Here is a 20481-nt window from a genome sequence, read left to right on the forward strand (position 1 = left end):
CCATGTCTCGTCCCGCCGCGGCGGTGCAACGCGTCATCAAGGCCTATGACGTGCGTGGACTCGTGGGCGAGGAAATCGACGAGAGTTTCGTGCGCGACGTGGGGGCGGCGTTCGCGCGGCTGGTCCGTGACGGCGACACCCGACCGGCGACACAGATCGTCATCGGTCACGACATGCGGGACAGCTCCCCGGCGCTGGCCGAGGCCTTCGCCGACGGCGTCACCGCGCAGGGCCTCGGCGTCGTGCGCATCGGCCTGGCCTCGACCGACCAGTTGTACTTCGCGTCGGGTCTGCTGGACTGCCCGGGCGCGATGTTCACCGCCAGCCACAACCCCGCCGCCTACAACGGCATCAAGCTGTGCCGCGCCGGCGCCAAGCCCGTCGGCAAGGACACCGGTCTGACCACGATCAGCGACGAGGTGATCGCCGGGGTGCCAGCACATGACGGTCCCCGGGGCGCCGTGTCCGACCGTGACGTGCTCGCCGACTACGGCGAGTTCCTGCGGTCGCTCGTCGACATCGCCGCGGCGCGCCCGCTGCACGTGGCCGTCGACGCCGGCAACGGTATGGCCGGCCACACCACTCCGGCGGTGCTGGGCCCGATTTCGTCGGTGAAGGTCTCGCCGCTGTACTTCGACCTCGACGGCACTTTCCCCAATCACGAGGCCAACCCGCTGGACCCGGCCAACCTGGTCGATCTGCAGCAGTACGTGCGCGACACCGGAGCCGATATCGGGCTGGCGTTCGACGGCGACGCCGACCGGTGCTTCGTCGTCGACGAGACCGGGCGGGCCGTGTCGCCGTCGGCGGTCACCGCGCTGGTGGCCGCCCGCGAGCTGCAGCGCGAGATCGGCGCGACGATCATCCACAACCTGATCACCTCCCGCGCCGTGCCCGAGCTGGTGGCCGAGCGCGGCGGCACCCCGGTGCGGTCCCGGGTCGGCCACTCCTACATCAAGGGCCTGATGGCCGAGACAGGCGCGATCTTCGGTGGCGAACACTCCGCGCACTACTACTTCCGCGACTTCTGGGGCGCCGACTCCGGCATGCTGGCCGCGCTGCACGTGCTCGCCGCGCTCGGGGAACAGGACCGCCCGCTGTCGGAGATGATGGCCGACTACCAGCGTTACGAGGCATCCGGCGAGATCAACTACACCGTTGCCGACGCACCCGCGGTCGTCGACGCAATGCTGCAGGCATTCGGCAACCGCGTTCACGCTCTCGATCACCTCGACGGAGTCACCGTCGATCTCGGCGACGGCCGTTGGTTCAACCTGCGGATGTCGAACACGGAGCCGTTGCTGCGGCTCAACGTCGAAGCCCGCAGCACCGAGGAGGTCACCGAGCTCGTCGACGAGATCGCCAGCTACATCACCTCGGGCGCAGAGGATTCGACGTGAACGCGAGCCCGCTCTCGGCTGCCGGCGTCGATCTCGACGACGCCGAGGCTCTGCTGGCCGCGGATCGGGTGGGATTGCTGCGGGCGGCGTCGATGGCCGGTGCGCAGGTGCGCGCCACCGCCGCCGCGCTCGAGGAGGGCGACCTCGAGGCGGTGCGCTCCGACTCGCCGCCGCGCACGATCGTGTGGGTCGCCGGCCGCGGCAACGCCGAGATCGCGGGCTCACTGCTCGCCGCGCTGCTCGGTGGGTCGGTCGGCGCACCGCTGGTCATCGCCTCTGAGGCGCCGCCCTGGATCGGCGCCCTCGACGTGCTGATCGTCGCCGGCGACGATCCCGGCGACCCGGTGCTGGCGTCGGCGGCCGCGACCGCGGTGCGGCGTGGCACCCGGGTGATCGTGGTGGCGCCTTATGAGGGACCGCTGCGGGACGCGACCGCGGGACGTTCGGTGGCGCTGCCGCCCCGGCTCCCGATTCCCGACGACTTCACCTTCTCCCGGTATCTGGCCGCCGGGCTGGCCGCGCTGCAGGTGACCATCCCGGGCTTCTCGATCGACCTCGGCGCACTCGCCGACGAGCTCGACGCCGAAGCATTCCGAAACAGCGCCGGCCGTGAGGTTTTCACCAATCCGGCCAAGAGTCTGACCTCCCGGATGGTCGACCGCGAGGTCGTGTTCGCCGGTGACTCCGCGGCGACGGTGGCGCTGGCCCGCCACGCCTCCGCGGTGATGCTGAGCGTCGGGCATCAGAGCGTGGCCGCGGTGGAGTTGAGCGGTGCGTTGGCCGCCATCGGATCCGGGTGGGGCCGGACCGGCGGTCGGGAGGTGTCGATCTTCCACGACGAGGAGATCGACGGACCGGCCTCGCAACGTACCTGTACATTCGTGCTGACCACCGACGCCGAACGTCCGGCGCTGTCAGCGCGGCTGAGGGGGTTCGACGACGTTCACGTCGTCAACGCCGACGACGTGCCCGACGTCGCGGCAACAGGGGGGGACAGCGAGCCGGGCTCAGCCACGATGCCCGGATCCACGAGTCCCGAACAACAATTGGCGCTGTTGGCAGTCCGCTTCGAGATGGCGGCGGTCTACCAGCGGCTGGTTCGAGGTTGAGACGAGTGCATCTGCTCAAAGGCGCGGTGCGGACCTACGCATGGGGTTCGCGAACCGCAATCGCCGAATTCGTCGGCGCGCCCAGTCCGACGGCGCATCCCGAGGCCGAACTGTGGTTCGGCGCGCACCCGGGAGACCCCGCCTACCTGCAGACCGACGACGGAGACCGGTCTCTGCTCGACGCGCTGCGCGCCGATCCGGAAGGGGAGCTCGGCGCCGCGGTGCGCGGCCGGTTCGGGGACACGTTGCCATTCCTGGTGAAGGTGCTCGCCGCGGACGAGCCGCTGTCGCTGCAGGCGCACCCCAGCACCGAGCAGGCCGTCGAGGGGTTTGCCCGGGAGGAGCGGCTGGGCATCCCGATCTCGGCGCCCAACCGCAACTACCGCGACCGCAGCCACAAACCCGAGATCATCGTCGCGCTCAGCCAATTCGAGGCGCTGGCCGGCTTCCGCCCCGCCGCGCAATCGGTGAAGCTGATGCAGGCGCTCGGGGTGGCCGACCTCGACCCGTTCGTCAGCCTGCTGCACGGTCAGCGCGACGAGGACGGCCTGCGGGCGCTGTTCACCACCTGGATCACCTTCCCGCAGCCCGACCTGGACGTGCTGGTGCCCGCGGTGATCGACGGAGCGATCAGCTATGTGCGTTCCGGGGCAACGGAGTTCGCCCGTGAAGCCAGAACCGTTCTGGAGCTCGGGGAGCGCTACCCCGGGGACGCGGGGGTGCTGGCGTCGATGCTGCTGAACCGGCTGTCACTGGCGCCGGGGGAGGCGCTGTACCTGCCCGCCGGCAACCTGCACGCCTACCTGCACGGCATCGGTGTCGAGGTGATGGCCAACTCCGACAACGTGCTTCGCGGAGGCCTGACCCCCAAACACGTCGACGTGCCCGAGCTGTTACGGGTGCTGGACTTCACCCCGGCCGAGGACGTGCTCGTCGAGCGCGAGACCCACCGCGACGGAGCCGAGATCGTCTACCCGACACCGGCGCCCGAGTTCTCGGTGTCGGTGCTGCGCCTGGACGACGAGTTGGGGCACGAGGTCGACGCGCCCAACCGCCACGAAGGACCGCAGATCCTGCTGTGCACCGAAGGGGCGGTCACGGTACACGCCAAGTCGAACGCCGTGGTGCTGAAGAAGGGCGCGGCCGCGTGGGTGTCAGCCGACGACGGGCCGATCAGGCTGTGCGCCCACGAGCCCACCTGGCTGTTCCGGACGACCGTCGGGATCTAGCCCGCTGCTGGGCCGTCCACAACCGCATGTTGTGCGCGATGGTGCGCCCGATCAGCCGCGGCGACGGCACCATGTAGAGGCTGTCGAGCAGGCTGAATCGACGCAGAAACCATTCGGCCAGAACGGGATCCGTCTCGGCCGCACCGAGGAACTGATCGAAGAGACCGCCCACGGGACGATACCACCACGGCATCGGCCCGTGCGCGCCGTGCATGGTCAGATCCCCGATGGCGTTCATCGTCCACACCGGATAGGTGGTCTTGGCCGTCGCGGTGAAAAAGGCGCGCCGCGGGTCCGGCGCCGGCAGCGCGCGGCGTAGGTGACCGGCCTGCAACGACGTCATCGTCATCCCCTGGCCGAACGTCGGATTGAAGCTCGCCACCGCGTCACCGAACGGCAGGATGCCCGCGGGGAACCGGTCCAGCTTGTCGTAGCGGCGCCACCGGCTGGTCGGATACTTGTGCACCGCCACCTCGCCCAGCGGTTCGCCGCGGCGCACCGCACCACTGAGATGCGCGGGCAGCACCTCGTCGGCCAGAGCGCACATCCCGTCGAAGTCGTTGGGCGGCTGCACCTTCGCGACTCCGAACGTGGTCAGACCCCAGGTCCCGTCCTCGTAGAACAGCATGCCCAGGCCACGCGGCTGATCGCGGGACGCGCCGGCCACCACCACCTTCTCGGCGATCAGGCCGTCGGGGATACGCAACTGATGCGTGGCGTAGCTGATCCCGACGTCCACCGTGTCTTCAGGCGGGCGGTCGAAACCCCACTGCTGCAACCAGACCGGAAGGCGCGTACCGCGGCCGGTGGCGTCGATGACGAGATCGGCGTCGACCGTCTCGCCGCCGGCCAGTCGCACCCCGGTGACCCGGCATCCGTCGAACACCGGTTCGTCGACACCGCCGTTGCAGACGGTCACGTTGGCGATCGCCGCGGTGCGCCGCCGGATCTGCCACTCCAGGTGTGCCCGGCTCGGCACATAGGCGGTGAACTCGTCCTGCAGGCGGTGCTGGGTGCCGAGCACGTGGCCGGCCGCGCCGAAGTGGATGCAATCAGGCCGGTTCTCCAAGATCGGCACCCCCCAGCGACCATGTCGGCGAGCAACCCCGGGAACAGCGACTCGAACTCCTGCGCGCCGCGGGCCATCAACAGATGCACGTGACGGCTCTGCGGCACCGCCTGCCGGTGCGCCGGTACATCCGGCAGCGAGTCGCGTTCGTACACGGTGACACGGTCGAAGGCCTCGGAGAGCACCCGCGCCGAACACAGTCCGCCGAGGCTTGCCCCGATCACGATCGCGTGTTTGGCGGTCTGAGTCATTGAAATTCACGGTAATGGGTAGATTCCGCTGAAGCGATGACGAAAGAAGGACGATCGATGGTGCAGGAGTCGGACTCGCAAACGGTCAGCAGACGGCGGACCAAGTCGGTGGAGCAGTCGATCGCCGACACCGACGAACCGGACACCAAGCTCCGCAAGGAGCTGACCTGGTGGGATCTGACCGTCTTCGGGGTGTCGGTGGTGATCGGCGCCGGCATCTTCACCATCACCGCGTCCACGGCGGCCAACATCACCGGTCCGGCGATCTCGCTGTCGTTCATCTTCGCCGCGATCGCGTGCGGGCTCGCCGCGCTGTGCTACGCCGAGTTCGCGTCCACGGTGCCGGTCGCGGGCAGCGCCTACACGTTCTCCTATGCGACGTTCGGGGAGTTCGTCGCGTGGATCATCGGCTGGGACTTGATCCTGGAGTTCGCCGTCGCGGCCGCCGTCGTCGCCAAGGGATGGTCCAGCTATCTGGGCACGGTCTTCAACTTCTCCGGCGGAACCACGGAAGTGGCTGGTTTCGAACTGGATTGGGGAGCGCTGGTGATCATCGCGCTCGTCACGATGATCCTGGCGATGGGCACCAAACTGTCGGCCGGCGTCAGCCTGGCCATCACCGCGGTCAAGGTGTCGGTGGTGCTGCTGGTGGTGATCGTCGGCGCGTTCTACATCAAGGCGGAGAACTTCAGCCCGTTCGTGCCGTCACCCGAAGCCGGCGGCGAGGGCGGTTCGGGGACCGAGCAGTCGCTGTTCTCGCTGCTGACCGGCGCCGAGGGCAGCCACTACGGCTGGTACGGCGTGCTGGCCGGCGCATCAATCGTGTTCTTCGCGTTCATCGGCTTCGACATCGTGGCCACCACCGCCGAAGAGACCAAGATGCCCCAGCGCGACGTCCCGCGCGGCATCCTCGCCTCCCTGGGGATCGTCACCGTGCTCTACGTCGCGGTCGCAGTGGTGTTGACCGGAATGGTCAGCTACCGCGATCTGCGTGAGGCCGAAACCCAGAACCTGGCCACCGCGTTCTCGCTGAACGGCGTGGACTGGGCCGCCAAGGTGATCTCGATCGGCGCGCTGGCCGGATTGACGACCGTGGTCATCGTGCTGGTGCTCGGGCAGACCCGGGTGCTGTTCGCCATGTCGCGTGACGGGCTGCTGCCGCGTCAGCTGGCCAAGACCGGCGAGCACGGCACGCCGGTGCGGATCACGCTCATCGTGGGCGCGGTCGTCGCGGTGACGGCGACCGTCTTCCCGATCGGCAAGCTGGAGGAGATGGTCAACATCGGCACGCTGTTCGCGTTCGTGCTGGTGTCGGCCGGCGTGATCGTGTTGCGGCGCTCGCGGCCGGACCTCAAGCGCGGGTTCCGCACGCCGTGGGTGCCGCTGCTGCCGATCCTGTCGATCATCGCGTGCGTCTGGTTGATGCTGAACCTGACCGGGCTGACGTGGATCCGCTTCCTGATCTGGATGGCCATCGGCGTGGTCGTGTACTTCCTCTACGGGCGCAGGCATTCGCTGCTCGGGAAGCGCAACCTGACGAACTGACCGAGGTCTCGGCATTCGCATCACTGTTGGCACCGTCATCGCGACGGTGCGTGTCTGCGGGGTGCTGACCGGCGTGTCGCGCTAGTCGGCGCACGCTCGCGGCGTCGCGGCGGCAGAGAACACCAGGCCGCGCCGTGCAGCTCTGGCATCGATGTGTGTGCGATTGGCACCCGCTTTGCGGCACGACTGCAGTCCCCGCCCACCCACGAGCGTGCGCTTCGTTCGCCTCGGAACGGCGTGTCGCGCTGCAGACTCGCACGCTCGCGCCTGGAGGGACTGCTTTACAAAGTGTGGGTCTGTGTCTAGACAGACGACAAAAGTGGCTCTATAGTCAACCTCGAAGGGTGACCGCACTCACAGCAAGGAGGCAACGGGTGACCGCACCAGAGGTGTCTGAAGTCGATGTGGAGCAGTGGCGCGACAAAAAGCGCTACCTGTGGCTGATGGGGCTGATCGCCCCGACGGCGTTGTTCGTGATGGTCCCGCTGATCTGGGCGCTGAACCAGATGGGCTGGCACACCGCCGCGCAGGTGCCCCTGTGGATCGGCCCGATCCTGCTCTACATGCTGCTGCCGGTACTCGACCGCTTCTTCGGGCCGGACGGCCAGAACCCGCCCGACGAGGTGATGGAGCGGCTGGAGAACGACAAGTACTACCGCTACTGCACCTACATCTACATCCCGTTCCAGTACGCCAGCGTGATCTTCGGCGCGTATCTGTTCACCGCGTCGGACCTGAGCTGGCTGGGCTTCGACGGCGGGCTGAGCTGGTTCGCCAAGATCGGTCTGGCGCTGTCGGTCGGTCTGCTGGGTGGTGTCGGTATCAACACCGCGCACGAAATGGGCCACAAGAAGGACTCTTTGGAGCGTTGGCTGGCCAAGATCACGCTCGCGCAGACGTTCTACGGCCACTTCTACATCGAGCACAACCGCGGCCATCACGTCCGCGTCGCCACCCCCGAGGACCCCGCGTCGGCTCGGTTCGGTGAGACGTTCTGGGAGTTCTTGCCGCGCAGCGTGTTCGGCAGCCTGAAGTCGTCGTGGGAGCTGGAGGCCAAGCGCCTGGAACGCACCGGCAAGAGCACGTGGCACTGGTCCAACGACGTGCTCAATGCGTGGGCGATGTCGCTGGTTTTCTACGGCGTGCTGATCGCGGTGTTCGGCTGGGCGCTAATTCCCTACATCCTGATCTCGGCGGTGTTCGGGTTCACGCTGCTGGAGACCGTGAACTACCTGGAGCACTACGGACTGCTCCGGCAGAAGACCGCGAGCGGCCGTTACGAGCGCTGCGTGCCGTCGCACAGCTGGAACTCCGACCACATCGTCACCAACCTGTTCCTGTACCACCTGCAGCGGCACAGCGACCATCACGCCAACCCGACCCGTCGCTACCAGACGCTGCGCAGCATGGACGGCGCCCCCAACCTGCCCAGCGGGTACGCGTCGATGATCGGTCTGACGTACTTCCCGCCGTTGTGGCGCAGAGTGATGGACCACCGTGTGCTCGCCCACTACGACGGCGACATCACCCGGGTGAACATCCATCCACGGGTGCGGGACAAGGTGCTGGCCCGGTACGGCGCCGGCGACGAGCAGCGGTACCAGGCGTGAGCGTCTACCGCTGCCCCGGCTGCGACTACGTCTACGACGAGGCCAAAGGTGAACCGCGCGAGGGGTTTCCGGCGGGCACCCGCTGGGACGAAGTGCCCGACGAATGGTGCTGCCCCGACTGCGCGGTGCGCGAGAAGGTTGATTTCGAACCGGTGTGAACAACATCGAGAAAGCGATAGCGAGAGGAAGAGCCATGGACTACAAGCTGTTCGTGTGCGTGCAATGCGGATTCGAGTACGACGAGGCCAAGGGTTGGCCCGAGGACGGCATCGCCCCGGGCACCCGCTGGGACGACATCCCCGACGACTGGAGCTGCCCGGACTGCGGCGCGGCGAAGTCGGATTTCGACATGGTCGAGGTCGCCCGGCCGTGAACGCGCCGTCATCCTCCGCGAGCGTGCGGATTCGTCAGCGCCGCGCCGTGCGCAGCGCCGCAGACACGCACGCTCGCGGAGAGGGCGGCAGAGCATGACGGCGGGAACCGTTATTGTCGCGCGTGTGAGCAGCCCCGCCGACAAGCGCGTCACCTATGCCGAGGCCTCGCGGGTGCTGCTGCGGGACTCGATCCTCGACGGAATGCGCGAGCTGCTGCTCACCCGCGACTGGTCCCACATCACGCTCTCCGACGTCGCCAAGGCCGCCGGCATCAGCCGGCAGACCATCTACAACGAGTTCGGCTCGCGGCAGGGCCTGGCCCAGGGGTACGCGATGCGGCTGGCCGACCGGCTCGTCGACCAGATCCACGGCGCCATCGGCAATAACGTGGGCGACGTCTACGCCGCGTTCCTGCAGGGCTTCCGCGACTTCTTCGCCGAGTCGGCCGCCGACCCGCTGGTGATCTCGCTGCTCACCGGGACTTCGAAGCCCGACCTGCTGCAACTGATCACCACCGACAGCGCGCCGATCATCAACCACTGCTCGTCGCGGCTGGCGGAATCGTTCATGACCAGCTGGGTGCGCAGCAGCTCCGAAGACGCCGGGGTGCTGGCCAGGGCCATCGTCCGGCTGGCGATGAGCTACATCTCGATGCCCCCGGAATCCGACCACGACGTCGCCCGCGACCTGGCCCGGCTGATGACGCCGTTCGCCGAGCGATACGGGGTCGTCGAGCCCTGAAATGCGTGGTCGTGACCCGGCAACCCTGCGGAGCGGGATGTGGGTCGTCGCGCCCGGAGAGTGCGTCGTCACGGACGGCCATGACCAGGCAACGGACCCGAGGCGCTACGGTGTCATAGACGCCCCTGGCCGGCAGAGCGCCGAAGCGCCTGTCCCGCGAGCCCGCAGGCCGGGGTTGTTCGCATGGGTGCCGCCGCTGCGCGCGCGCCCGTGCGCTCACAGGCAATTGACGAAACACAAAAGGGGCTCTACATGACTGCTCTGACCGCCGATGTCCGCAACGGGATCGACTACAAGGTCGCCGACCTGTCGCTGGCAGATTTCGGGCGCAAAGAGATCCGCCTCGCCGAGCACGAGATGCCCGGCCTGATGGCGCTTCGCCAGGAGTACGCCGAGGTCCAGCCGCTCAAGGGGGCACGGATCTCCGGCTCGCTACACATGACCGTGCAGACCGCCGTACTGATCGAGACGCTGACCTCGCTCGGCGCTGAAGTGCGATGGGCGAGCTGCAACATCTTCTCCACCCAGGACCACGCCGCCGCCGCCGTCGTCGTCGGCCCGCACGGCACCCCCGAGGAGCCCAAGGGCACCCCGGTCTTCGCCTGGAAGGGCGAGACGCTCGAGGAGTACTGGTGGGCCGCCGAGCAGATGCTCACCTGGGAGGGCGAGCCGGCGAACATGATTCTCGACGACGGCGGCGACGCCACCATGCTGGTGCTGCGCGGCGCCCAGTTCGAGAAGGCCGGCGTCGTGCCAACCCTTGAGGACGATGACATTGAAGCCTCTGCCGAGTACAAGGTGTTCCTGAACCTGCTGCGCGAGCGGTTCGAGACCGACAAGGACAAGTGGACCAAGATCGCCGAGTCGGTCAAGGGCGTCACCGAGGAGACCACCACCGGCGTGCTGCGCCTGTACCAGTTCGCCGCCGCCGGCGAACTGGCCTTCCCGGCGATCAACGTCAACGACTCGGTCACCAAGAGCAAGTTCGACAACAAGTACGGCACCCGGCACTCGCTGATCGACGGCATCAACCGCGGCACCGACGTGCTCATCGGCGGTAAGAAGGTCCTGATCTGCGGCTACGGCGACGTGGGCAAGGGCTGCGCCGAGTCGCTGGCCGGCCAGGGTGCCCGCGTCGCGGTCACCGAGATCGACCCGATCAACGCGCTGCAGGCCCTGATGGACGGCTTCGACGTCGTCACCGTCGAGCAGGGCATCAGCGAGGCCGACATCGTCATCACCTCCACCGGCAACAAGGACATCATCACCCTCGACCACATGAAGGCGATGAAGAACCAGGCCATCCTCGGCAACATCGGCCACTTCGACAACGAGATCGACATGGCCGCGCTGGAGCGTTCGGGCGCCACCCGGATCAACATCAAGCCGCAGGTCGACCAGTGGGTCTTCGACAACGGCAACTCGATCATCGTGCTGTCCGAGGGCCGGCTGCTCAACCTGGGCAACGCCACCGGCCACCCGTCGTTCGTGATGAGCAACAGCTTCTCGAACCAGGTGATCGCCCAGATCGAGCTGTGGACCAAGAACGACGAGTACGACAACGAGGTCTACCGCCTGGCCAAGCACCTCGACGAGAAGGTCGCGCGCATCCACGTCGAGGCACTCGGTGGCACGCTGACCAAGCTCACCAAGGAGCAGGCCGAGTACATCGGTGTCGACGTCGAGGGCCCGTACAAGCCGGAGCACTACCGCTACTGACGTGGCACGACTGCTGAGCGCGGTGACCCTCGGCGTTGTGCTGGCCCTGGCGGCATGTCAGGGCCAGCCCGCCGAGGAGGCCGCCGAGCCCGAGGTCACCTCGACACGGTCCGCCCCGGAAGTGCGGCACGACACCGAGGAGCTGGCCACGACGTTCCCAGCCCTCGGCGCGCCGGTGTCGGCGTCGTGGATCCGATGGGACAACAGCGGCGCCACCGAGCCGACCCGCCTGTCACTGACGTGGATCGACGCCGTCGTGCAGGTCACGCCCGAAACCATGACGGGGTTGGTCGGGAAGTACGACGCCGAGGACGTCGGCAACCGGCCGGCGGTGCAGAAGGTCCTCGAACCCGCACTGCCGCCCGGACCGTTCCTTACCGGCGTGGAGTTGAACATCTTCTTCGGCGGTCCGCGCAGGAGCACCCGAGTGTTCCTCGACCCGCCAGTGAACACCGTGGTGCTGCAGTCGAGTGTGGCCAGCTCCGCCAAGTGAGCGATGCAGGCGTGGGAAGCCCACCTCGACCGGTCACGAAACCAGCTGGTGCTCAGCGCCTTCGACGATTAGGCGACCTGCAGCGTCATGTACCGCGCCGAATCTGTGGACAGCAGCCCCAGCTGCCGGTAGACGTTGGCCCGCCACACGGGAGCCTGCGAGTTGACCACGATGCCGCCGAGCGCCCATCCGTGCATCTGCCCGTCGCCGATGATCACCGTCAGGTCGGCGTCGGGGTCCTGCGACAGCACCTTGTCGCGGAACGCCAGAACGCCCGGCAACAGCTTCTCGATCGTGCCGATGTACACCGTGGTCGGCGGCAGACCGGTCAGATCCGCTCCCGAGATCGGGTTGACGCGGGGATCGTCGAGATCCCAGTCGCCGTTCCAGCGCGGCCCCTCGCCGGGCTCGCGGCGCGGCAGGATCGGGTCGTCGATCGCGTCGATCTCCGGCCCGCGCAACGTCAGGTGCAGCGCCGGGGAGACCAGCACCATGCGCGACGGCTGCGCCTCGGCGGGCACGCACGTCACCTCGATTCGGCAGCGGCGCAACATCTCCTGCACCGCAAGCACCGCATACGAGCCTCCCGAGGAGTCGCCGTAGAGGCTGACGTTGTCCACCCCGTGGGTGTCGATCAGGATCTTCAGGTAGTCGGCCATCGGCGGCACCAGCGTCTCGGCGGTGCCGGTGCTCTTCGGCGGCGCCATCGGATAGATCGGCACCAGTACCGTCGCCCCGGTTTCGCGGGCCATCTGCGCGTAATCCGACCAATGCAGGACGGTGGCCTCGGCCTCGAACCCGCCGCCGTGCAACGCCACCACGAATTCACCGGACGGCTTGGGGGAAGCCAACTCCCACACCGTCCACCCGTTGTACTGACGTTCGGTCACCTTGAGTCCGAGCGTCAACAGCCATGGGGGAGTGGTGCTGGTGGAGGCGCCGGCCACACCGCTGAGGATCTTGATGCCGGTCTCCTCGTTGATCCATCGCAGGGTCCGCAGCAGTCCGACGACGAAGTTGTCGCCGAACGACGGTGGTGCGGTGGTGATCGTCTTCGGACCTGGCGCAACATCATTGAGGCCGAGTTGACGGTAGATGTCGGGGCGTACCTTGGGCCCCGCCGAGTTGAAGGAAAGCCCGCCGAGCGCCCAGTCGTGGAACTGCCCCGTGCCGATGACGGTCGACGCCACACCGCCTGCGGCTGACCACTTCTCGTGCAGCAGCAGTGTGTCGGGCAGGGCGTATTCCAGTTCGCCCACATAGATCGTCGATGGGGGAAGCGCAGCGAGCACTTCGTCTTCGAAGAACAATGGGCTGAGCAGCGGGTCCCGTGGATCGAGACCATCGCCCCAGTGGTTCTCGCGGGTGTAGAAGTCGAGGTTCCGCACGTCGATGATCGGGTCGTCGACCTCGTAGATGTCCGGATTGGAGAGTGAACCGTCGGGGGTGAAGGACAGCAGCACCATGCTGGCCGGCACCGGCTTTCCGTCGAGGATGAGTTCGCGCACCGCCGCCATCGCCAGCGACGGACCGGCGGAATCGGCGTAGATGCTGACGTTTTCCGCGCCGTGGGTGTCGATCTGGCCGGAGAGGAACTGCGCCATGGCCGGAACAACCTTGACCGCGGTCCCGGCTTTCGTCGTCCCGAGCGGGTACATCGGCACGACTACCGTCGCGCCGGTCTCGCGCGCCATGTTGGCGTACGCGAGCCAGTGGGTGACAAGCGGCTCCACGATGAACCCTCCGCCGTGCACGGCGACCACCGTCTTGCCGGTCGGGTTCGGCGGGTGGAACTCCCACACATCCCACACCGCACCCTCCGGGTCGTCGGCCGCCTCGAACTCGGTGCGACGGACGTTGAGGCCGCCCTTGACGAACCATGGCGGATTCCGGCTCTCCAGTGCCTTGCCGATCAGCCCGTAGAAGTCGACGCCGATGAAGCTGGAGATCCCGCGCAGGACGTAAAGGCTCGCGACCACGATCCGGTCGAAGAACGTCGGCTCATCGGTGTAGACGATCTCGTTCTGCGCCGCCGCATCGACGGCGGTCGTCCTGACCGCCGTCGTCGCGACCGACGGCCCCGACTCGGACGGTCCCGCGTCGAATTCGCGGCGCGATGCGGCCGTCGCGCCGAACAACTGCGCGGCGGCGACGGGGGCCGGCGACGGCGCAGGCTCGTCGTCGATGTCGACCGCCGTGTTGCCATGGTCGACGACTTCGGGCGCGTCGTCCACCGCCGTGTTGCCATCGTCGACGACTTCGGGCGCGTCGTCCTCAGCCGCCTCGCCATCGTCGGTCAGCTCGCCGGAGGGCGCTTCCCCGGCGACTTCTTCATCGGTGACCTCTTCGGGAACGTCCTCGTCGGCGGCGGCCGGCGCCTCGGAACCGGCGTCAGCGGACTCGTCGCCGACCCCGGATGCGGAGTCTTCCCGGGTCGGACCGGTCTCGCGTTGCTCCGACGAATCGATGCCCGCGGAATCGTCGGCCGCGGCCACCCCGCAGCCCACTCCGAAGAACACCGCCGCGCCGACACCCGCTGCGACAGCCAAACCCGCGCCTTTGCCGCCTCCCTGACCACCCCGCACTTGTAGAACTATGGGCGGGGATCCGATCGCCGTCAATGTTTGCCCGCCACATGTCCGAAAAGCTCGATTAGGCTCGCCGGGTGCTCATCGTGATCGAGGGAGTCGACGGCGCCGGCAAACGCACCCTGACCAACGGTCTGCGCGCGGCGTTCGAATCCGGCGGGCTGTCCGTGACGAGCCTGGCGTTCCCGCGGTACGGCGTCTCAGTGCATGCCGACGTCGCGGCCGAGGCGCTGCACGGCCGGCACGGGGACCTCGCCGACTCCGTGTACGCGATGGCCGTGCTGTTCGCCATGGACCGTGCGGGCGCACGCGACGAGATCGAACAGCTCCGGACCACCTACGACGTGGTGATCCTGGACCGCTACGTGGCGTCCAACGCGGCCTACAGCGCGGCCCGTCTGCATCAGGGCGCCGACGGCGAGGTGGTCGCCTGGGTGCGCGACCTCGAATACGGGCGGCTGGGTCTGCCGAAATCCGATTGGCAAGTGCTGCTTGATGTTCCGACCGAGCTCGCGGCGCAGCGGGCGGTGAACCGGGCCGCCGAGGAAGCCGACCGGGCGCGCGACGCCTACGAGCGTGACGACGGGCTGCAGCGGCGCACCGGCGCGGTCTATGCCGAACTCGCCGCCGCGGACTGGGGTGGGCCGTGGGTGGTGGTGCCCCCGGAGGTCGACGCCGCAGCACTCGCCGCGCGGCTGTCGTCGCGCTGAGGGTTGCGGTAACGGAGCGAACTCGTGCCTGAGCGGATAGGCTCCAGTTCCGGGGAAGTCGCCACGGTGACAGTTGTGCTCAGGGGGAATCGTTGCTCGTTCAATCGCGTGTCCAGACCGTATCGCTGCAAACACTGGATCAGCTGCTCGCCTGCGTCAGGTCGGCGAATCAGCGCTTCGATCAGGGCCGGCACACCGAGGTGAAACCGTTGGCCGGTCACCTGCGGGCGCTGCTGTATCGCACCGACGGATCGGACGCGCTCTACGGATTGCGTGACACGCTGACCTGGGTGGACACCGCCGGTGTGCCTAACCAGAAGACGACCTGCGCGCTCGCCGGGCTCACCCTGATGCGGATCCGCAGCCGCCACCACGGCGCCGAGGAGTACGTCCCGAAGCTCGCGATGTACCCGCCGGCGCCGATCCGCACCCGCAGCGGTGACCAGATCTTCAGCGGTTCCCGTATTCCGTTCGAGCACTGGTGGACCAATCCCGTCATCCAGGACGCCGCCGGCGCGCAGTACTCGCGCAAGCAGCTCGTGCTCGCGATGGCCCCGACGGAAGACCGGGAAGCCCGGGCCGCGCGGCGCGCGCTGTCCCGCAGCGCGACGCTGGGCTGGGTGGTCGGTGGGACGACCTCGGCCCGGCTCTGCACCAGCCCGGTCGTCGCCAGCGTTCGCCAGATCGGCTACGAGGTGTTGCAGTCCGTCGCCGAGCAGCGCGACGTGCTCGAAGCGGTCGACTGAGGCTCACGCCGCGAACCGCGCTCAACTCGCAAAACACCCCGCGTGGTAGCGGCGCTTTATCGCCATCTGGTGACACCATGGACACCATGAGGCAAAGGATCCTGGTAGTCGACGACGACCCTTCGCTCGCCGAGATGCTCACCATCGTGCTGCGGGGGGAGGGATTCGACACCGCCGTCATCGGCGACGGCACCCAGGCGCTGACCGCGGTGCGCGAACTGCGTCCCGATCTGGTGCTGCTGGATCTCATGCTGCCCGGCATGAACGGCATCGACGTGTGCCGTGTGCTGCGCGCGGATTCCGGCGTGCCGATCGTCATGCTGACCGCCAAGACCGACACCGTCGACGTGGTGCTCGGCCTGGAGTCCGGCGCCGACGACTATGTGATGAAGCCGTTCAAGCCCAAGGAGCTGGTGGCCCGCGTGCGCGCGCGGCTGCGCCGCAACGAGGACGAGCCGGCCGAGATGCTCTCGATCGCCGACATCGACATCGACGTGCCCGCCCACAAGGTGACCCGGCAGGGCGAACAGATCTCACTGACGCCGCTGGAGTTCGACCTGCTGGTGGCGCTGGCACGGAAACCACGCCAGGTGTTTACTCGTGATGTGCTGCTCGAACAGGTGTGGGGTTACCGCCACCCCGCCGACACCCGTTTGGTGAACGTGCATGTCCAGCGGCTGCGGGCCAAGGTCGAGAAAGACCCGGAGAACCCGCAGGTGGTGCTGACCGTTCGAGGAGTGGGATACAAGGCCGGACCTCCGTGATCAGACGGCCCGCCGTCGGCGTGATCAGACGGCCCGCCGTCGGCGTGATCAGACGGCCCGCCGTCGGCGTGATCAGACGGCCCGCCGTCGGCGTGATCAGACGGCCCGCCCGGCGGTCGCCGTGATCTTCGGGTCCCGGCGGCGCATCCACCGTCGGTCGGCCCCGCTGATCCGCGGACTGGGTGTGCTGGGCCGCGCGCTGAGCACGGTGTGGCGGCGGTCTCTGCAACTTCGCGTGGTCACGCTGACCCTCGGATTGTCGCTGGCCGTCATCCTGGTCCTCGGCTTCGTCCTGACCAGCCAGATCACCGACCGCATCCTCGAAGTCAAGGTCGGCGCCGCCACCGAGGAGATCGAACGCGCCCGCACCACCGTCAGCGGCATCGTCGGTGGTGAGGAGACCCGGTCGTTGGACAGCAGCCTGCAGTTGGCGCGCAACACGCTGATCGACCGCAAGGCCGACGCGGGCGCCGGCCTTGCCGGGACGTTCGACGCGGTGCTCGTCGTGCCCGGCGACGGTCCCCGCGCAGCCACCGCCGCCGGCCCGGTCAACCAGATCCCCGACACCCTGCGCGACTTCGTCAAAGCCGGACAGGTCAGCTACCAGTACGCCACCGTGCACATCGACGGCTTCTCCGGGCCCGCATTGATCATCGGCAGCCCGACCTCGTCACCGGTGACCAACCTCGAGCTGTACCTGATCTTCCCGCTCAACAACGAGGACTCCACGATCGCTCTGGTGCGCGGCACCATGGCCACCGGCGGCATCGTGCTGCTCGGTCTGCTCGCCGCGATCGCCCTGCTGGTCGCCCGCCAGATCGTGCTGCCGGTGCGGTCGGCGTCGCGGATCGCCGAACGCTTCGCCGAGGGACATCTGACCGAACGCATGCCGGTGCGCGGCGAGGACGACATGGCCCGGCTGGCGGTGTCGTTCAACGACATGGCCGAGAGCCTGCACCGCCAGATCACCCAGCTCGAAGAGTTCGGGAACCTGCAGCGCCGCTTCACCTCCGACGTCAGCCACGAGCTGCGGACACCGCTGACCACCGTGCGCATGGCCGCCGACTTGATCCACGACCACGCCGAAGACCTCGACCCGGCCCTGCGCCGCTCCACCGAGCTGATGGTCAACGAGCTGGATCGGTTCGAGTCTCTGCTCAACGACCTGCTGGAGATCTCGCGCCACGACGCCGGCGTCGCCGAACTGGCCGTCGAGGCCGTCGACCTGCGCTCCATCGTGCAGAACGCCCTGGACAACGTCGGGCACCTGGCCGAGCATGCCGACGTCGAGATGAACGTCGACCTTCCCACCGACGAGGTGATCGCCGAAGTCGACCCGCGCCGGGTCGAGCGGATCCTGCGCAACCTGATCGCCAACGCCATCGACCATGCCGAGCACAAACCCGTCCAGATCCGGATGGCCGCCGACGTGGACACGGTCGCGGTCACCGTCCGTGACTTCGGCGTCGGGCTGCGCCCCGGTGAGGAGAAGCTGGTGTTCAGCAGGTTCTGGCGCGCCGACCCGTCCCGCGTGCGCCGCTCCGGCGGCACCGGCCTGGGGCTGGCCATCAGCATCGAGGACGCCCGGCTACACCAGGGCAGGCTGGAAGCCTGGGGTGAACTGGGCAAGGGCGCTTGCTTCCGACTGACGCTGCCGCTGGTGCGCGGCCACAAGGTGACCAGCAGCCCGCTGCCGGTCAAGCCGATCGAAGTGTCCGGCGGATCCAGCCGCCGGGTGCGCGAGACGGCAGGGGAGAGCGTGTGAGACGCGTTGCCGCGCTGTGGCTTTGCGCGTTCATGGTGATGTTGACCGGCTGTGCCGGGGTGCCGAGCTCGTCGTCGCCGCAGGCAATCGGGACCGTCGACCGGCCGGCGCCGCCCAGCCTGCCTAAACCCACCCCCGGCATGGACCCGGACGTGCTGCTGCGCGAATTCCTCAAGGCCACCGCCGATCCCGCCAACCGGCACCTGGCCGCCCGGCAGTTCCTCACCGAATCGGCGTCGGCCACTTGGGACGACGCCGGCAGCGCGCTGCTGATCGACAACGTCGTGTTCGTCGAAACTCGCTCGCCGGACCGGGTCCAGGTCACGATGCGCGCCGACATCCTCGGCTCGCTGTCGGACATGGGTGTCTTCGAGACCGGCGCCGGCGCGCTGCCCGATCCGGGCCCGATCGAACTGGTCAAGACCTCGGGCGGGTGGCGAATCGACCGGCTGCCCAACGGAGTGTTCCTGGACTGGCAGCAGTTCCAGGCCACCTACAAGCGGCACACGCTGTACTTCGCCGACCCCACCGGCAAGACCGTCGTGCCCGACCCTCGCTATGTCGCGGTGTCCGAACCCGACCAGCTGGCCACCGAATTGGTGAGCAAGCTCGTCACCGGCCCGCGCCCCGAGATGGACAAGACGGTGCGCAACCTGCTCGGCCCGCCGATGCGGTTGCGCGGGCCGGTGACCCGCGCCGACGGTGGCAAGACCGGCATCGGCCGAGGCTACGGCGGGGCCCGCATCGATCTGGAGAATCTGTCGACGACGGACCCGCACAGCAGGCAACTGCTTGCCGCGCAACTGATCTGGACGCTGGCCCGGTCGGGCATCAACGGCCCGTACGTGATCAACGCCGACGGTGCCGCCCTCGACGACCGCTTCGCCGAAGGCTGGGACACCGCCGACGTCGCGGCGACCGACCCCGGCGCCGCCGACGGCGCGGCGGCAGGCCTGCACGGGCTCGTCGGAGGGTCGCTGGTGCGGATCGACGGTCAGCGTGCTCCGCGCGTCCCCGGACCGTTCGGACAGATGCCGGGGCAGACGGCCGCGGCGCTGTCGCGCTCCGGCCAAGAGGTCGCCTCCATCGTCACGCTGCGCCCCGGCGCACCTGACATGGCGTCGTCGCTGTGGGTGGGGCCGCTGGGCGGCAACGCCACCCAGGCCATGGACGGCCGCAGCCTGAGCCGGCCCAGCTGGTCGCTCGACGACGCGGTCTGGGTCGTCGTGGACGGCAACAACGTCGTCCGCGTCATCCAGGACGCCTCCGGACAGCCCGCCCGGATCCCGGTCGACGTCAGCGCTGTCGTCACCCGGTTCCCGGGCGCCATCGCCGAACTGCAGCTCTCCCGCGACGGCACCCGCGCGGCCATGGTGATCGAGGGCAAGATCGTCCTGGCCGGGGTCGAGCAGACCGCCGGCGGGAACTACGCGCTGACCTACCCACGACGGCTCGGCTACGGGCTGGGGGAGACCGCGGTGTCGCTGTCCTGGCGCACCGGTGACGACATCGTCGTCACCCGCACCGTCCCGCAGAACCCGGTGTCCTACGTCAACCTCGACGGGGTCAACTCCGACGGTCCGAGCCGCAACCTGCTGATGCCGGTCCGCACGGTCGCCGCCGGCCCGTCGGCGGTGTATGTCGCCGACGGGCGCGGCGTGCTGCTGCTGTCGGGCTCGGCCGCCGAGGACCCGGCATGGAACGAGGTGCGGCCGCTGATGTCAGCGGGTGCGGTGCCGGTGCTGCCGGGCTGACACTGAACGTGCTGCCGGAACAGCCCTCCGGCGGCCAGCTCTACGGAGAGGTTCGGTATGGCGATGGAAGTTCCGCGCAAGACAGTGCTCGCCGGTGCGGGGATCGGCTTGGCGGCGGCTGCAGTGGCCGCGTGTTCGGGTGGATCGAAATCGGAATCGGGATCGGGACCGGAGTCGGTATCGGAGACGGCTCCGGCGTCGGGGGCGTCGCCGGCGGGCAAGCCCCTGACCTCGACCGCCGATGTGCCTGTGGGCGCCGGCGTGATCGTCGGTGAGATCGTGGTGACCCAGCCGGCCGCCGGCGAGTACAAGGCGTTCTCGGCGGTGTGCACCCACAACGGATGCCTGGTCGACGAGGTGGCTGAGGGGACGATCAACTGCCCCTGCCACGGCAGCAGGTTCGGTCTGGACGGCGAGGTGGTCAACGGTCCGGCCGAGAAGCCGCTGCAGCCAGTCGCCCTGCGGGTGCCGGGAGACTCGATCATCGCTGAGTAGCAAGGCATGCCCGGTCGCGAGTGAGAAGTGGTGGTTGTGAAAGCTGCCTTGTTCGCAGCCAGGAATGCTATTCCGCGACAAACGGGGCCGGAGTTGTCGGACGTCGGGCCGACACTGGG

The 20481-nt window shown here is 68.3% G+C and carries 17 protein-coding genes and 1 pseudogene; 16 read left to right on the top strand and 2 right to left on the bottom strand.

What is annotated here, in order from left to right:
- The first annotated feature begins 2 nt into the window (after positions 1–2).
- Genes KXD97_RS15425 through manA form a run of 3 tightly spaced genes read left to right on the top strand, consistent with a single transcriptional unit; the run spans position 3 to position 3738 of the window.
- Positions 3–1400 (top strand): phosphomannomutase/phosphoglucomutase, encoded by a 1398-nt coding sequence (locus KXD97_RS15425; RefSeq protein WP_260757712.1) that lies wholly within the window; start codon positions 3–5, stop codon positions 1398–1400.
- Positions 1397–2509, top strand: coding sequence for a TobH protein (locus tag KXD97_RS15430; protein ID WP_260757713.1), 1113 nt, complete (start codon positions 1397–1399; stop codon positions 2507–2509). Before KXD97_RS15425 ends, KXD97_RS15430 begins: the two co-directional genes overlap by 4 nt.
- A gap of 5 nt (positions 2510–2514) precedes the next feature.
- Positions 2515–3738, top strand: a complete 1224-nt coding sequence (gene manA / locus KXD97_RS15435; protein WP_260757714.1) for a mannose-6-phosphate isomerase, class I — start codon at positions 2515–2517, stop codon at positions 3736–3738.
- Here the strand turns inward: manA and KXD97_RS15440 are convergent.
- Positions 3683–5058: pseudogene (locus KXD97_RS15440) on the bottom strand (FAD-dependent oxidoreductase). The gene manA and the pseudogene KXD97_RS15440 overlap by 56 nt on opposite strands.
- A gap of 57 nt (positions 5059–5115) precedes the next feature.
- Between KXD97_RS15440 and KXD97_RS15445 the strand changes: the two are divergent.
- The 7 genes from KXD97_RS15445 (at position 5116) to KXD97_RS15475 (ending at position 11540) form a co-directional block, all read left to right on the top strand.
- Positions 5116–6603 (top strand): APC family permease, encoded by a 1488-nt coding sequence (locus tag KXD97_RS15445; protein WP_260757715.1) that lies wholly within the window; start codon positions 5116–5118, stop codon positions 6601–6603.
- Positions 6604–7046: 443 nt separating this feature from the next.
- Entirely contained in the window at positions 7047–8213 is a 1167-nt protein-coding gene (locus tag KXD97_RS15450; RefSeq protein ID WP_260757991.1) for an alkane 1-monooxygenase, read from the top strand.
- Complete coding sequence (locus tag KXD97_RS15455; RefSeq protein WP_260757716.1) at positions 8210–8371, top strand: rubredoxin; 162 nt, start codon at positions 8210–8212, stop codon at positions 8369–8371. Before KXD97_RS15450 ends, KXD97_RS15455 begins: the two co-directional genes overlap by 4 nt.
- A 35-nt stretch (positions 8372–8406) precedes the next feature.
- On the top strand, positions 8407–8586 hold the full coding sequence (locus tag KXD97_RS15460) for a rubredoxin (protein WP_003929438.1): 180 nt from the start codon (positions 8407–8409) through the stop codon (positions 8584–8586).
- Between the two features lie 94 nt (positions 8587–8680).
- Positions 8681–9328, top strand: coding sequence for a TetR family transcriptional regulator (locus KXD97_RS15465; protein ID WP_260757717.1), 648 nt, complete (start codon positions 8681–8683; stop codon positions 9326–9328).
- Between the two features lie 252 nt (positions 9329–9580).
- A complete protein-coding gene (ahcY, locus tag KXD97_RS15470; RefSeq protein WP_260757718.1) occupies positions 9581–11047 on the top strand; it encodes an adenosylhomocysteinase in 1467 nt (488 codons plus the stop codon).
- Between the two features lies 1 nt (position 11048).
- Complete coding sequence (locus tag KXD97_RS15475) at positions 11049–11540, top strand: hypothetical protein (RefSeq protein WP_260757719.1); 492 nt, start codon at positions 11049–11051, stop codon at positions 11538–11540.
- Positions 11541–11608: 68 nt separating this feature from the next.
- Here the strand turns inward: KXD97_RS15475 and KXD97_RS15480 are convergent, their stop codons facing one another.
- Positions 11609–14089, bottom strand: coding sequence for an alpha/beta hydrolase fold domain-containing protein (locus KXD97_RS15480; protein WP_260757720.1), 2481 nt, complete (start codon positions 14087–14089; stop codon positions 11609–11611).
- Positions 14090–14205: 116 nt separating this feature from the next.
- Between KXD97_RS15480 and KXD97_RS15485 the strand changes: the two genes are divergently transcribed.
- From KXD97_RS15485 to KXD97_RS15510, 6 genes are all read left to right on the top strand, one after another.
- Positions 14206–14838: a dTMP kinase gene (locus KXD97_RS15485; RefSeq protein WP_260757721.1), complete on the top strand. Its 633-nt coding sequence runs from the start codon at positions 14206–14208 to the stop codon at positions 14836–14838.
- 92 nt (positions 14839–14930) lie between these two features.
- Complete coding sequence (locus KXD97_RS15490; protein WP_260757722.1) at positions 14931–15584, top strand: hypothetical protein; 654 nt, start codon at positions 14931–14933, stop codon at positions 15582–15584.
- Between the two features lie 77 nt (positions 15585–15661).
- Positions 15662–16348, top strand: coding sequence for a two-component system response regulator MtrA (gene mtrA, locus KXD97_RS15495; protein WP_011778995.1), 687 nt, complete (start codon positions 15662–15664; stop codon positions 16346–16348).
- Positions 16349–16469: 121 nt separating this feature from the next.
- Positions 16470–18113, top strand: a complete 1644-nt coding sequence (gene mtrB / locus KXD97_RS15500; protein ID WP_260757723.1) for an MtrAB system histidine kinase MtrB — start codon at positions 16470–16472, stop codon at positions 18111–18113.
- A 14-nt stretch (positions 18114–18127) separates the two neighbouring features.
- Complete coding sequence (gene lpqB, locus KXD97_RS15505; protein ID WP_396885428.1) at positions 18128–19867, top strand: MtrAB system accessory lipoprotein LpqB; 1740 nt, start codon at positions 18128–18130, stop codon at positions 19865–19867.
- Positions 19868–19924: 57 nt separating this feature from the next.
- Positions 19925–20362, top strand: coding sequence for a ubiquinol-cytochrome c reductase iron-sulfur subunit (locus tag KXD97_RS15510; RefSeq protein ID WP_260757724.1), 438 nt, complete (start codon positions 19925–19927; stop codon positions 20360–20362).
- Positions 20363–20481: the final 119 nt, after the last annotated feature.

The sequence above is a fragment of the Mycobacterium sp. SMC-8 genome (genome assembly GCF_025263565.1).
GTDB lineage: Bacteria > Actinomycetota > Actinomycetes > Mycobacteriales > Mycobacteriaceae > Mycobacterium.

Excerpts from the sequence above, each read along its gene's own strand:
- KXD97_RS15425 (WP_260757712.1), top strand. The coding sequence starts at position 3 with ATGTCTCGTCCCGCCGCGGCGGTGCAACGCGTCATCAAGGCCTATGAC.
- KXD97_RS15445 (WP_260757715.1), top strand. The coding sequence starts at position 5,116 with ATGGTGCAGGAGTCGGACTCGCAAACGGTCAGCAGACGGCGGACCAAG.
- KXD97_RS15450 (WP_260757991.1), top strand. The coding sequence starts at position 7,047 with ATGGGGCTGATCGCCCCGACGGCGTTGTTCGTGATGGTCCCGCTGATC.
- KXD97_RS15460 (WP_003929438.1), top strand. The coding sequence starts at position 8,407 with ATGGACTACAAGCTGTTCGTGTGCGTGCAATGCGGATTCGAGTACGAC.
- KXD97_RS15465 (WP_260757717.1), top strand. The coding sequence starts at position 8,681 with ATGACGGCGGGAACCGTTATTGTCGCGCGTGTGAGCAGCCCCGCCGAC.
- ahcY (WP_260757718.1), top strand. The coding sequence starts at position 9,581 with ATGACTGCTCTGACCGCCGATGTCCGCAACGGGATCGACTACAAGGTC.
- mtrA (WP_011778995.1), top strand. The coding sequence starts at position 15,662 with ATGGACACCATGAGGCAAAGGATCCTGGTAGTCGACGACGACCCTTCG.
- KXD97_RS15510 (WP_260757724.1), top strand. The coding sequence starts at position 19,925 with ATGGCGATGGAAGTTCCGCGCAAGACAGTGCTCGCCGGTGCGGGGATC.